Origin of the sequence: Paraburkholderia sp. GAS82 (assembly GCF_050436285.1) — a bacterium.
GTDB lineage: Bacteria > Pseudomonadota > Gammaproteobacteria > Burkholderiales > Burkholderiaceae > Paraburkholderia > Paraburkholderia phenazinium_B.
On sequence record NZ_JBNDLX010000004.1, the window covers coordinates 663,098 to 676,626 of the forward strand.

12 protein-coding genes and 2 rRNA genes are annotated in these 13,529 nt (G+C 59.5%); 4 read left to right on the top strand and 10 right to left on the bottom strand.

Features of this window, described 5'->3' with window-relative positions; genetic code table 11:
* Positions 1 to 27 precede the first annotated feature (27 nt).
* Together P3T17_RS16335 and P3T17_RS16340 are read right to left on the bottom strand one after the other, a co-directional pair.
* Entirely contained in the window at positions 28 to 1,266 is a 1,239-nt protein-coding gene (locus P3T17_RS16335; protein WP_429407879.1) for a patatin-like phospholipase family protein, read from the bottom strand.
* A gap of 10 nt (positions 1,267 to 1,276) precedes the next feature.
* Positions 1,277 to 2,074 (bottom strand): 3-hydroxybutyrate dehydrogenase, encoded by a 798-nt coding sequence (locus P3T17_RS16340; protein WP_074265271.1) that lies wholly within the window; start codon positions 2,072 to 2,074, stop codon positions 1,277 to 1,279.
* A gap of 268 nt (positions 2,075 to 2,342) precedes the next feature.
* Between P3T17_RS16340 and P3T17_RS16345 the strand changes: the two genes are divergently transcribed.
* Together P3T17_RS16345 and P3T17_RS16350 are read left to right on the top strand one after the other, a co-directional pair.
* Entirely contained in the window at positions 2,343 to 3,314 is a 972-nt protein-coding gene (locus tag P3T17_RS16345; protein ID WP_429407881.1) for a potassium channel beta subunit family protein, read from the top strand.
* 277 nt (positions 3,315 to 3,591) lie between these two features.
* Entirely contained in the window at positions 3,592 to 4,437 is an 846-nt protein-coding gene (locus tag P3T17_RS16350; RefSeq protein ID WP_074265273.1) for a 23S rRNA (adenine(2030)-N(6))-methyltransferase RlmJ, read from the top strand.
* Positions 4,438 to 4,514: 77 nt separating this feature from the next.
* Here P3T17_RS16350 and P3T17_RS16355 read toward each other — a convergent pair whose 3' ends face one another.
* The 3 genes from P3T17_RS16355 to cueR all read right to left on the bottom strand — a co-directional run bounded on the left by P3T17_RS16355 (position 4,515) and on the right by cueR (position 6,012).
* Entirely contained in the window at positions 4,515 to 4,877 is a 363-nt protein-coding gene (locus P3T17_RS16355; RefSeq protein ID WP_074265274.1) for a hypothetical protein, read from the bottom strand.
* 268 nt (positions 4,878 to 5,145) lie between these two features.
* Positions 5,146 to 5,292 (bottom strand): DUF3563 family protein, encoded by a 147-nt coding sequence (locus P3T17_RS16360; protein ID WP_074265275.1) that lies wholly within the window; start codon positions 5,290 to 5,292, stop codon positions 5,146 to 5,148.
* A gap of 297 nt (positions 5,293 to 5,589) precedes the next feature.
* On the bottom strand, positions 5,590 to 6,012 hold the full coding sequence (gene cueR / locus P3T17_RS16365) for a Cu(I)-responsive transcriptional regulator (RefSeq protein WP_074266142.1): 423 nt from the start codon (positions 6,010 to 6,012) through the stop codon (positions 5,590 to 5,592).
* A gap of 226 nt (positions 6,013 to 6,238) precedes the next feature.
* Here cueR and P3T17_RS16370 point away from each other — a divergent pair, with 226 nt between their 5' ends.
* A complete protein-coding gene (locus P3T17_RS16370; protein ID WP_074265276.1) occupies positions 6,239 to 6,442 on the top strand; it encodes a heavy-metal-associated domain-containing protein in 204 nt (67 codons plus the stop codon).
* 13 nt (positions 6,443 to 6,455) lie between these two features.
* Positions 6,456 to 7,373, top strand: coding sequence for a dTDP-4-dehydrorhamnose reductase family protein (locus P3T17_RS16375; protein WP_429407883.1), 918 nt, complete (start codon positions 6,456 to 6,458; stop codon positions 7,371 to 7,373).
* A 141-nt stretch (positions 7,374 to 7,514) separates the two neighbouring features.
* On the opposite strand, the gene P3T17_RS16380 is transcribed toward P3T17_RS16375, so the two are convergent.
* The 5 genes from P3T17_RS16380 to P3T17_RS16400 form a co-directional block, all read right to left on the bottom strand.
* Positions 7,515 to 10,664: an error-prone DNA polymerase gene (locus P3T17_RS16380; RefSeq protein WP_429407885.1), complete on the bottom strand. Its 3,150-nt coding sequence runs from the start codon at positions 10,662 to 10,664 to the stop codon at positions 7,515 to 7,517.
* A gap of 6 nt (positions 10,665 to 10,670) precedes the next feature.
* Entirely contained in the window at positions 10,671 to 12,155 is a 1,485-nt protein-coding gene (locus tag P3T17_RS16385) for a Y-family DNA polymerase (RefSeq protein ID WP_429407887.1), read from the bottom strand.
* A complete protein-coding gene (imuA, locus tag P3T17_RS16390) occupies positions 12,085 to 12,792 on the bottom strand; it encodes a translesion DNA synthesis-associated protein ImuA (RefSeq protein ID WP_429407917.1) in 708 nt (235 codons plus the stop codon). The genes P3T17_RS16385 and imuA overlap by 71 nt, the downstream gene beginning before the upstream one ends.
* A 311-nt stretch (positions 12,793 to 13,103) precedes the next feature.
* Positions 13,104 to 13,217: ribosomal RNA gene (gene rrf, locus P3T17_RS16395) — 5S ribosomal RNA — on the bottom strand.
* A 230-nt stretch (positions 13,218 to 13,447) separates the two neighbouring features.
* Positions 13,448 to 13,529, bottom strand: a 23S ribosomal RNA gene (locus P3T17_RS16400); the annotation flags it as partial.

The window sequence follows — 13,529 nt, forward strand, 5'->3', positions numbered from 1 at the left end:
TTGTTGCCAGGAAACCTCAGCGTTGGCCTAGCGTTTGTCGCGGTGAATGTCGTGCGTGACGAAGCCAGCGTCGTTATCGGGCATTGCGAGCCAGTCGGGTTGTGCCAAAGAGGCCCGGATATCTTCCAGACCGCTTTCCCAATGTTCGCGCATGGTGGAGAGGCCGAACTGGAAATCCTTGAAATGCCCTTCGTACTCCTTCTGACGATAGATCAGATGGACAACGTTGTAGCGCTTCGAGCAGGAGAGTTCATCGGCGACCTTGCACCAGGCGTCCTCGCGATGTTCCGGTGCCACGCGGTCGAGCACTTCGCGCAGCACATGCCGGAAGCGCTGCGAGCGTTGCAGCATGTCGGTAACGAGACGCGTGCGGCTCGAATACTGGATGTCCTTCATGCGGCCCTGCACGTCCGTTATATTGTCCGGTACGGGCCCGATGGCACTCCACAGATCCACCTGAAACGCCAGTGTGTCGCGCCGCGGCGTGCTCTGCACGACTTCGTAGAGCGGCGTGTTCGACATCAGGCCACCGTCCCAATAGTATTCCCCGTCGATTTCCATCGCGCCGAAGCCAGGAGGCAGCGAGCCGGATGCCATGAAGTGCTCCGGCCGCAGCTTCATCCGCGTGTTGTCAAAGTACGCGAAATTGCCGGTACCGACGTTCACTGCTCCCACTGAGACGCGCGTTTCACCGGAGTTGATCCGGTCGAAATCACACAGTCTCTCGAGCGTCGCCTTCATGGGCGACGTGTCGTAGTAGCTGGCATTTTGCGGCGGCCCGGAGACGGTGGGCATGGGCGGCGGAAAGCGCGGCACAAAGAATCCCTGCTGCCCTTGAACGATCGCACCGGTTGCCTGCGCGGCGGTGAAAGCCTTGCGGACCGTGTCGCCGGAATTGAATAGCAGCTGCTCGAGGAACGGCGGCAATGGCGGCGCAAAAGCCGGTTGACAGATCGTCTCCCAGAATTCGAGCAGCCGCGTCACACGATGTTCCGGCGCATTACCGGCAATGATCGCCGTATTGAGCGCGCCGATCGAGATTCCGGCGATCCAGTTTGGGTGAATACCGGTCTCGTGGAGTCCCTGATAAACGCCTGCCTGATAGGCGCCCAGCGCGCCACCGCCTTGCAGCATCAGCGCGATGGTTTCGTACTGGGGTAACTGGATATGCCGGCTGGCGCGAACGCCAGCCGCTGCTCCGGCGTGCTCGCCATCCCCGTCGCCGAGGGTGCCGGCCCGCGCCCGCTTGACATTGCGTTGCGCCATAGCGGCCTCCTTATTGCATGAACCAGCCGTGGCTCACAATGAAGGACTGACCGGTCAAGGCCGCGCTCGGGAAAGTGGAGAGGAACAGCACGGTTTGCGCGACGTCTTCCACCGTGGTGAAGATGCCATCCACCGTGCCGCCGAGCATCACATTGCGAATCACATCTTCTTCGCTGATGCCCAGTTCTTTGGCCTGCTCAGGAATCTGTTTGTCGACCAGCGGCGTGCGCACAAAACCCGGGCAGACGACATGCGAGCGCACGTTGTGCTTTGCGCCTTCCTTGGCCAGCACGCGCGCAAGACCCAGCAAGGCATGCTTGGCTGCGACATACGCCGACTTCAGCGGCGAGGCTTCATGCGAGTGAACCGAGCCCATGTAGATCACGATGCCGCCGCGATCGTCTTTATACATGTGCTTAAGGGCTGCCTTGGTGGTGAGGAACGCACCATCGACGTGAATGGCCTGCATTTTCTTCCAGTCCGAAAATGCATAGTTCTCGATAGGATTGACGATCTGGATGCCTGCGTTCGAGATCAGGATGTCGATCGAGCCGAATTCAGCGGCGACCTTGTCGATGCCCTGATTGACGGCTTCTTCGTTGGTGACGTCCATGGCGACACCGATGGCCTTGCCGCCGGCCTGTTTGATCTCTTCAGCAACGGCGTTCGCGCCATCCTGATTCAGATCGGCAATTGCGATGGCAGCACCCGCGGCCGACAACGTCAGCGCGATCTGCTTGCCGATTCCGCTCGCCGCGCCCGTAACAACCGCGACCTTGCCATTCAGATTCGTATTCAGTGACGACATCCAGAACCTCCATTGGGTTGATGAGCAATGAAACCACGGCACGCAAGCGGCGTGAAGCTAGCCGGACGGCATAGGCCGTTCGGACGAATGCTGCACTGCGGCCAATTTTGCTATTGTGCATGAAGCCCGGCAAAGGCATCCGGAATTCACGCGCAAATGCATATCTCTTTAAACTGTGCGTTTCGCGTCCGAATCTGCGTCTGAAATCAGCGCCGGATTCCACTGGCAGACCTGGATGCCCGTTGCATCAACTCGCAAGGAGAAATGCATGAACTATCGACGACTCGGCCGTTCCGGCCTGCAAGTCAGTGAACTATCCATCGGTTCCTGGGTGACCTACGGCAACCAGGTGGACACGCACGCAGCGCGCGAATCGCTGGCGGCCGCCCGTGACGCCGGGGTCAACTTCTTCGACAACGCTGAGGTCTACGCCGCCGGCAAGTCCGAAGAAATCATGGGACAGGCGTTGAAGGAACTGGCATGGCCGCGCATCAGCTACGTAGTGTCGACAAAGTTTTTCTGGGGCCTGCAGGAAGCGCCGAATCAATATCACACGCTGAACCGCAAGTATCTGCTAAACGCGATCGACGCGTCTCTTAAGCGGCTGCAACTCGACTACGTGGATCTGGTGTTCTGCCACCGCCCGGACCCGAATACGCCGGTCGAAGAAACTGTCTGGGCGATGAGCGACATGATTGCGCGCGGCAAGGCGCTTTACTGGGGCACGTCCGAATGGAGCGCGGACGAGATCCGGGCGGCCTACGAGATCGCGGAACGGCATCATCTTCATAAACCTGTCATGGAACAGCCACAGTACAACCTGTTCCATCGCAAGCGCGTCGAGCAGGAATACGCGCGGCTCTACGAGGACATCGGTCTCGGACTTACGACGTGGAGCCCGCTTGCATCAGGCCTCCTGACCGGCAAGTATCGCGACGGCGTACCGGCCGACAGCCGGGCGCAATTGCAGGGCTACGACTGGCTGCGCAAGCAGGTGACGGATTCGGGCAAAAACGGCGTTGTCGGCAAGCTCGGCAACCTGGCGGACGAACTGGGCTGCACGGTCGGCCAACTCGCAATTGCATGGATTCTGAAGAACCCGCATGTCAGTACGGTGATCACCGGCGCGTCGCGGGTCGAGCAGATCGCCGAGAACATGAAGGCGCAGGAAGTGGCGGCGAAAATCACGCCGGAGGTCAAGCTGAAGATCGAAGAGATCGTTGGGGACTCGTACGACTGATCTGGAGGGCGATGTGAGCGGTGGCTGCTGCAGCGAGGGGAATCGGCCACGGGTGCCTTGAGCCCTTGATCACCCGGTCGCAGGGCCACTGCTGGCCCTTGGCTCGAGGCTCGGGCCGCCCACCGTTCGGACCGCCGCGCCGGCTCGCGTACAATACCCGACCGTACTGCCCGCGCATCTCCGGTCACAACGCGGCGCCCCCGCACTGGCGGACCCGAATGGGTCCGGCCAGAAACGCCAATCGACCGGCACGCTCTCTTTCGAGTCTCACCTCATCATGCTTAGTTACCGCCACGCCTTCCATGCAGGCAATCATGCCGACGTCCTGAAGCACGCCGTCGTCGTGCAACTGCTGCGCTATCTCGCCCAGAAGGACAAGGCGTACTGGTACATCGATACGCACGCGGGCGCCGGTGTCTACTCTTTGCAGGAAGGCTACGCTACCAAGACCGGCGAGTTCGAGACCGGCATCGCCAAGCTGTGGGGACGTAAGGACCTGCCGCCCATGCTGGCCGACTATGTGGATGAGGTGGCGGCCCTCAACGCGGATGGCAACCTGCGCTTTTATCCCGGCTCTCCGTATCTCGCATGGCGGCTGATGCGTGAACAGGACCGCATGCGTCTGTTCGAACTGCACACCACGGAAATCGACGTGTTGCAGCACAACTTTCGCGATGCCGGCCGGCGCGCCATGCTCTACGCAGGTGATGGCTTCGAAGGCGTGAAGGCCTTGCTGCCGCCACCGCCTCGCCGGGCGCTGGTGCTGATCGATCCTTCGTTCGAAGACAAGCGAGACTACTCGCGCACGCTGAATTGCGTCGAGGAAGGTCTCAAACGCTTTGCGACCGGTACTTACGCGATCTGGTATCCGCAGGTGACGCGCCTTGAATCGCAGCGCTTTCCGGATCAGCTAAAGCGCTTGCAGGAACGCAACTGGCTGCATGTGTCGCTGACCGTCAGCAATCCGCCGTCGGATGGTTTTGGACTGTTCGGCAGCGGCATGTTCATCGTGAACCCGCCCTACACGCTGGCAAAAACGCTGAAAGAAACCATGCCGTGGCTAGTGCAGACACTAGGCCAGGACAAGGCCGCACAATTCAAGCTGGAGCATCGCGGCGATTGAAAGATGCGCTGCCTCGCAGCGCATTCGCCCTGCCGCACATATCCGAATCGGCGGGCTTCCGAAGGCCGGTCCGGCATCTACTGAGATGACTGCGCCGGCCTCACCTGCGATTTCGAATGAGACGATGACGTGCTTCCCCCGGCAGGCAACTGAACATACGGGGCAACGATGATCGGTGTGGACGAGTTCGAGTTGAGCTCGGTGGGCGTCGCGATCGGCTTCGCCTGAACGATGCGCTCGTGCGAAAGCGGTGCAGTCTGCAGCACCGTGCCGCTGTGGCCATCGCTGATACCGCTTTGCGTATCGAGTATCAACGGCTTCCCACCGCTGGACGAATCCGCAAACGCGGCTGGCGCACCGAGCATAAGCAGCGACGTCGCGGTAAATAGCGCGGGGACAACGGCGCCCTGAAAGGCGCGAATCAATCGGACAGGAGCCATGAGCGGACCGGGTTGGTTGCGGGAATGCCGGATTGCGCAAAAAACGCTTTACCTTACCGCGGTGGCAACGTTCAAGCTAGTCGATATTGAACGACATGTGGACGTGAGCCGGTAGACGGACACTGAGCGGCTAATCAACTGGCTGGCTAACGGCTCTGGCTAACGCAGACTCCAGATATGACAAAGCCCCGTCTATACGGGGCCTTACGCTCTACTGCTGCGACTGCGCGAACTGTGCTGCCGCGGGTCAAACGGACTTCAGACTGCTTTACAGCGAATAGCCGTTCGTTTCGAGCGAGCGGATGCGCTGTTCGAGCTGGACGATATCCGACGACGATGCGAGGTAAGCCTCACGGCGGCTACGTTCAGCGGTCTCAAACCAGGTGCTCAGCTTTTCAAGAAGGTATGCAAACATGATGTTCTCCAAGGATCAGAAATGAATCCCCGGTGGATAGGACATCAGGGATTTCCCTTATGAAGGGTTAACCCGGATTATAGCCTTCTGGTGCAACCTGGCTAGTGAAATGCCCGAATGACGTGCATTCCGTTTTGGAATGGTGCACCCGAAATTAGGCGCCAAGTGACTGATTTTGATAGACTAAATGGCCTTTCAATGCAGATTTCATGCGATCGGACGCCCAAAACGCACCAATTAGGTGCGAATGTGTGGTCTGGTTGCAACGAGTTGACGTCGAGGTTGCACCTTTCATCGTCAGTCGGCATGACATGTATGGCTAACGGCCGTCGCGGGATCCGCCAGACCCTCGATGATCGGGCAATCGGGCCGCTCGTCACCATGGCAGTGATCGGCCAGGTGCGAAAGCGTGTCGCGCATCTCCGTCAGTTCGGCGATGCGGCGATCGAGATCGGCCACGTGTTCAAGCGCGATCGCCTTGACTTCGGCGCTGGCGCGCGAGCGGTCCTGCCACAAAGCCAGCAGACGGCGGATGTCTTCGACGAGGAAGCCCATACGCCGCGCCTGGCGAATGAAGCGCAGCGAGTGCACTTCCTGCGAACCGTAAACCCGATAGCCGGCCGTGGTGCGAGCCTTTGCCGCCAGCAAACCGACACTTTCGTAGTAGCGAATCATCTTCGCCGTGACGCCCGATGCGCGGGCCGCTTCACCGATGTTCATGACTGTTTCCCTTGTCGACCAGAGTTCGCGCTTCAACTGGCGAGCAGAGTTCACGCTTTGGCGCATGACTCCGCTTCCATGCAAAACACTTACTCTGGTCCGTGCAATTCGCTAGTGATGTCTGCCGATCGTACACCTTCCCACCGTGGGAAGGTCAGTCCTCCAGTTGCGGTCTGGCAGGCATAATTCAACCGTTACACCATTCACGTTTCTCGAGGCAAAGCAGATGACGATCGAATTTCAGGTAGAAGGTATGAGCTGCCAGCACTGTGTGGCGGCAGTCACCAACGCGATTCGCGAGCAAGACGCCACGGCGCAGGTCAAGGTCGATCTGGAGACGGGCAGGGTGGCGGTCGAATCGACCCAACCGGTCAATGCGCTCAAGGCGGCGATCGACGAGGCCGGCTACACAGTCGTCGATACTCACTAAGGTGAGCGCGCCTATGTTCAAAGTTGCCGTGATCGGCGCGTCGGGCTTGCTAGGCCGCGCACTCGCCGACGAGTTGGCACAGCAAGCGGACTGGCAGATCGTTTCGACGGCGTTCCGGCATGCCGGGCCGCATCACATCACGCTCGATATCCGTGATGCACAGGCGGTCGAGCAGTTTGTCGAGCGCGAGGCTCCCAATGCGATCGTGATTGCGGCGGCTGAACGCCGTCCCGATGTCTGCGAGCATGACCCGGCGCTGGCCCGTGCATTGAACGTCGATGCTGTGCGTACCTTGGCTGCAATGGCCAGGAAACGCGACGCCTGGGTACTGTCGATCTCCACGGACTATGTGTTCGACGGCACTCACCCGCCCTACCTCTACGATGCCCAACCGTCACCGATCAACGCCTATGGCCGCAGCAAGCTCGACGGTGAGCGAGCGCTCACTGAGACGACCGATCTTGGTTGCGTGCTGCGTCTGCCTCTGCTGTATGGGCCAATTGTCGATTGGGCGGAATCGGCAGTAACCAGTCTGGTACCGGCCATTGCCGCATCGGCGAGCTCTTCGCCGAACCCAAAGGCAGCCGTGATGGATGCATGGGCAATCCGTTATCCGACTTTTACGCCCGACGTTGCGTTCGTCATCCGTCAGATGCTCGAACGGCATACGCATGGGGAAACCATTCGCGGCATCGTGCAGTGGTCGGGCAATGAGCCGATGACGAAGTACGAAATTGCGCTACGTCTGGCCGAGGCGCTGCAACTCGAGGCTCAACTCACGCCGCAACGCACGCCGACGGATGCGACGCCGCGCCCGCACAATTGCCATCTGGATTCGAGCCGTCTCGAAGCGCTGCAGATCGGCCGCCGTACGCCGTTCGATACGGCGATCAGGCAGGTATTGGCGAAGTTTCCGTGGCAAGGAAGATGACGGAAGTGTACTCGGCGCAGGTCGGCATTGCGGCTCGTTATTACGAGCTGCAATAAGCCGCCATGGCCCGTTCGGACGGCGCGCCCTGCTCGCCGCCCAAGTCCGCCTGGTAGCGCAAGTTAAATCCGGTAAAACAGGCAATCAGCAAAAATCCCTGCTGGTGGACTGCAGCCCACCCAGCAGATGCGACATATCTACCAGGTGATGCGCAACGAGGTGCTGCACTTCCCCTTCACGCTGCCAGACGCCGTACACCGCGAGCAGCGATGCCCCCAATACTTCCTTGCGCTGTCTCTCGAGCAGAGCTGGCCACACGATCACATTGACATTGCCCGTCTCGTCTTCGATTGTTACGAAGATCACCCCTTTCGCCGTACCCGGCCGCTGCCGAACCGTAACGATCCCGCAGGCGCGCGCCAGTCGTCCGTTAGGATAACTGCGTAGTGTCGATGCCGGCATTAGCCGGTTGGCCAATAATTGAGGCCGCAGCAATTGAAGCGGATGACGGCCGAGCGTCAACCCCACCGAGCGGTAGTCCGCGACGATCTCATTGCTTTCCGATGGCGCGCCCAGTTCCGGCGTCTCATCCTGCACGGCGGCGATAGCCAGCATGTCCTTGCCGGGCACGGCGGCCACCGAATGCCATAACGCCTCGCGACGATTGCCTGCGAGCGCAGCCAGCGCATTCGCATCGGCCAGCACGTGCAGATCGTGGCGGTCGAGTTGCGCGCGGCGCGCCAGGTCATGCACGCTCCTGAACGGCCGCACCGCGCGAGAATTCTCAATGCGCTCTGCGGCGTTGTCTTTCATGCCGCGCAATAACGATAGCCCCAAACGAACCGCTGGGCGCTCTGCATCTTCGATCGTTTCGAGCGTCGAATCCCATCCGCTGACGGTCACATCGACCGGCAACACCTTGACGCCATGCCGTTGCGCATCCTGCACGAGTTGCGACGGTGAGTAGAAGCCCAGTGGCTGACTGTTGAGCAGGCCGGCGAGAAATGCCTCCGGCTCGTGACACTTCAACCAGCTACTCGTGTAGACAAGCAAGGCGAAACCCGCTGCGTGGCTTTCCGGAAATCCATATTCGCCGAAGCCCTTGATCTGTTCGAAGATTGCTTCGGCAAAGCTCCGCTCGTAGTTATTTTTCAGCATCCCGTTGATGATGCGATCGTAGTACTTCTCCAGGCCGCCCTTGCGCTTCCATGCGGCCATTGCACGGCGCAGTTCATCGGCTTCGCCTGCCGTGAAATCGGCCGCGATCATAGCGACCTGCATGACCTGTTCCTGGAAGATCGGCACGCCCTTAGTGCGTCCCAAGGCTTTCTTCAACTTGTCGCTTGGATAAATTTCAGGTTCCAATCCCTGCCGACGGCGCAAATAGGGATGTACTGCACCACCCTGAATCGGTCCTGGACGCACAATCGCCACCTCAATGACGAGGTCGTAGTATCCTCGTGGCTGCAAACGCGGCAGCATGCTCATCTGTGCACGCGATTCGATCTGGAACACTCCGATGGTGTCAGCGCGGCAAATCATGTCGTATGTCTTTTTATCGCCATCTTCTATGTCCTGCATCTCGAAGCGCTTGCCGCGGCGAGCCGATACAAGATCGAGCGTACGCCGGATCGCCGACAGCATGCCAAGCGCAAGCACGTCGATCTTGAGAAGTTTGAGCGATTCGAGATCATCCTTGTCCCATTCGATCACCCGGCGATCCGCCATTGCCGCATTTTCGACAGGCACAAGGCGCGTGAGCTTGCCACGGCTGATCACGAAACCACCGGAATGCTGCGATAGATGTCTCGGAAAGTTGAGCAGTTGCGACGCGAGTCTCGCCCAGGCCTGAATCAAAGGTTTCTCCGGATCGAGGCCCGTCTCTTCAAAGTGCTTCAACAGATCGTGACTATTGTCGAACCAGTGATGAGATTTCGCGACCGCGTCGACGATCTGCGGATCGATCCCCAGCGCCTTACCCGTCTCACGCAACGCGCCTCGCGGCCGGTAAGTGGAGACGGCCGCAGCAATCGCCGCGCGGTCATGCCCATACTTTTTATAGATGTACTGGATCACCTCCTCGCGTCGCTGATGCTCGAAGTCAACGTCGATATCCGGTGGCTCGCCACGCTCCTTGGAAATGAAACGCTCAAACAGCATGTTGCTGCGTGCCGGATCCACCTCGGTGATATACAAGCAATAACACACGACAGAGTTGGCCGCCGATCCTCGTCCCTGACATAGAATGTTCTGGCTTCGCGCATAGCGAACGATGTCGTAGACCGTCAGAAAATACGGCTCGTATTTCAGGTCCTCGATGAGTGCCAGTTCGCGTTCGATCTGTTGCTCGACCTCATCCGAGATACCGAAAGGAAAACGTCGCTTCGCGCCGACATACGTCTCCTGACGAAGGTACGCGGTAGGCGTGAAACCTTCAGGCACGAATTCATCGGGATATTCGTAATGCAACTCGTCAAGTGAGAATTTGCATCTACCGAGTATGGAGATCGTTTCGCGCAAAGTATGCTCGGGATAAAGATTCGCAATGCGCAGTCGCGAGCGCAAATGCTGCTCGGCGTTAGGCGCGAGATCGTAACCGCACTCATGAACAGGCTTGCCGACGCGGATTGCCGTCATCGTGTCCTGCAATGGTTTGCGCGAGCGTACGTGCATCACGACGTTGCCAAGTGCGACGACTGGTACGTTATGACGATCCGCGACATATTCGATTTCACCTCGATGAATATCGTCCATCGCGCGCTGATGCAGCACGAGACCTACCCACGCACGGCCGGGAAAGGTCTCGTCGAGCCATTCGATTTGAGCTTCCAATGCCTCTTCTTTGGCGGGAAATGCTGGCACCAAAATCGCAAGGCAGTCAGGCACGCCGCGCAAGTGGACGTTTTCGCGATCAGGCCGTGACAGATCGTGCGGCGTGAGCCTATATTCACCCTTCGGCGCACGGGTTCGACCAAGCGTAATCAGCTCCGACAGATTGCCGTAGCCCTCACGATTCTGCGCGAGCAGAATCAGCCCGAACGCAGGCGAACCATCGGCATTGCGCAATTGAAAATAAGAACCGATGACAAGCGGCAGCCCCACCTCTTTCGCCGCTACATGGGCGCGCACAACGCCTGCGAGCGAACATTCGTCGGTGACGGCCAGCCCCTCGTAACCCAGTTGCACTGCGCGCTTGACCAGCTCCTCCGCATGCGACGCGCCATGCAGGAACGTGAAGTTGGAGAAGCAGAACAACTCGGCATACGACGGTAGCGCAGTGAAGGTCGAGTCCATTGCGCGTCATCCGAATAAGCCGTGAAGGAACCAGCGTGGCGCTTCTTCGGCATCACGGCTGCTGATGCGCTCACGATAGATCCAGTAGCAGCTGCGATCCTCGGCTTGCGCAACGAAGTAGTCGCGCGTGACGAGTTCCCCGTCGAACCAGCCGGCTTCGATACGCTCAGCCGGCGACATTGTCCGCAGAGACGAGCCATAAAACGGCCGATGCTGGCGCATCAGCAGACGCATGGGCGTAGCCAGCATCCATGTTGGACGTGGCAGGCTATCGGGAAACGTGCTGCGATTCGCCGTCTGGCTAACCGGCACCCACCGATTCGCAACCTCCGGCCGGTAATCCGCAGTCGGCGCAGGACGCAGCACGTTCTCGTCGCCAAGCCGCGCGATCAGCAATTCAATCAGACGCGCGTGGTCCTCCCGCGAGCCCCCGGGTTCGGGAAACAGGCTGTCTGTATCAGGCGTGGCCGCGTCGACCTTCGATGCATCGAGGCGCAACGCAATGGCCGGCGCCGCGAGCTCCACACGATGCAACCGCTCCTTCACGAGACGCAGCAGGTGGTCTTCATGCCACGTCGGTTCGCCGAGCGCAATTTCGATCAGCGTCGGCGCAAGCGCCTGCCTGCCTCGTTCGTGTTCGATAGACAGCGTAATCGCTGTGACCGCCAGTTGCTTCGCGCACAACCATCCGCACAACTGCACGATCATCCTGTGTGCGGCGAATATTGCGCCGTCCGCATGTTCGAGCCGATCGGGCAATTCGATGCGCGCGGAGAATGTGGGCGGCAACTCGAGCCAGTCGAACAACTCTGGCGCTGTACCGAAGGCACGATCCAGCGAATCCAGCAAATGTTCGCCGCAGCGACGCTGCAAACCCGCACGCGGCAAGCGGCGCACGTCGCCAATCGTCTCGCTGCCAAGGCCCGAGAACCAGTCGGCGAACGGGCGAATCTCGGGCACCGCGAGCATAGGCAAGGGGTGCAGCACGCGCTCGAGTGAGGGCAGCTGCACTACTCTGCACGCACCACCACGTCCCTGTCCGTACTTCGCCAGTAGCCATGCGCCCTGCCCCGTCGGCGCAACACTGATGCGTGCGGTCAAACCAAACATGTCGAGCATCGACTTAGCCTGCCGGCACAACGACAGCAGGCCGCCGAAAAGCCGTAGACTCGCGCCGACTTCGACGATTACCGTCGCCTCATCTAGCAACGCGACATCAGGCGAAAACCTCAGCAGCGCCATACCGACGTCCCACTGTGCAGCGGCCTCACGTGCAATGTCGCGCTCGTACATTGCGGTTTCCGGCGATAACGTCAGGACTCCACCGCGCTTCATGCCAAGCAGGACACCCGCTTCACGCGCCGCCCTGTCCGCGATCACCACCTTGTCTTTCTCGAGCACGGCACTGCCGTGCGCCGGTTCAGGCGACCACCTCGGCCGGAAGACTTCGAGGGACAACTTCGGCAAGTGAACGGCGAGAAAGACGCGCATGACGGGAAAACAAAACTGGAGTGGGTTGAAGAGAAATCGACAGAGGCTCCGCGCGTATTGGACCTCGTCGTTTCACGATATCGACGATCAGGCCTTCTGCGGCCGGTCGTAAAGCCAGCCGCAGTAACGCCGGCGATGAGTCCTGGGCCGCCGTGAGTGGCCGGACCATGATGAATAGCGTCTCAGATGATTGCGCAGCCAGATGCAGACGCCGCAGCGATGACGACTGCGCGTGTTGTGCCCACAAAATCAGCGCGCCACAGCTGCCGGCACGCAAAATCTGTTCGGCCGACCAAAGGGCATCCGTTGCCTTGGGCGGCTTGATTTGCAGGAGACGATCGAGCGATAACCCGATATACCGGAGTCCCAATCCGTCAGGAATGTGCGGCGGCTGGACCAGCGCAATCGACCGCTCTCCGAGCGAGCTAAGCGCAGGCTGCAAAAGCCGCATTTCACCGACACCGGGCTGCTGAACCAGCAGATCAATTAGCGCGCCAACTGGCCAGCCACCGCCGGGTAACTCCGTCGAAAGTGCTGGATAGCCGGTGTCCACCATGTGGCCACGCCCACGCGCAAGCTGTGAGGCTCGCCAGAGCGACGGGTGAATCTCTTCGGCAGTGATGGCGGAGACTGACATGGCGTGTGGGAGAAACCTGTATATATACAGTATCCTACACGGAAATTTCCTGCTGTGAATTGGCACTTTTAAGGGAATGGCGAGAGTTGCCAAGTGCGAGAATGCTGTTTATTTGGACAGCATTTTGAGGAAATTAGACTGCATCGTTGGCAACTGGCGAGGAACTTTGTCAGAACGGCCTTTGGTAGGTTCGCGGCCTTATGCGGGGAGCCTCAAGACGGTTGCGGCAATGCTAGGCGATTGCGTGGTTTTGCACGCGTAAACGCAGAAACCCCACCTTTGCGGGGTGGGGTTTCTGGTTCTGCTAGGGAGCCTGACGATTACCTACTTTCACACGGGTAATCCGCACTATCATCGGCGTGGAGTCGTTTCACGGTCCTGTTCGGGATGGGAAGGGGTGGTACCGACACGCTATGGTCATCAGGCATGACTTGTTGCTGCACTGCTCATGGAGCAGTACGGCCAATCGGGAAGAAGTAGTTTCTGGTGATGCTCACCAGCGGGAGCGTTCTGGGGTTGTGTTGTTTCTGGCACAACATCGATCACTCAACCGTGCGTTCTGCTACCCCCGTCTGGGGGTTCACACGCATCCCCTTCGGGGATCGGACCCGGGTAGGCGCTAAAGCGCCAACCCGGGTCGAGACACACCTGTTATAGGATCAAGCCTTACGGGCAATTAGTATCAGTTAGCTTAACGCATTACTGCGCTTCCACACCTGACCTATCAACGTCCTGGT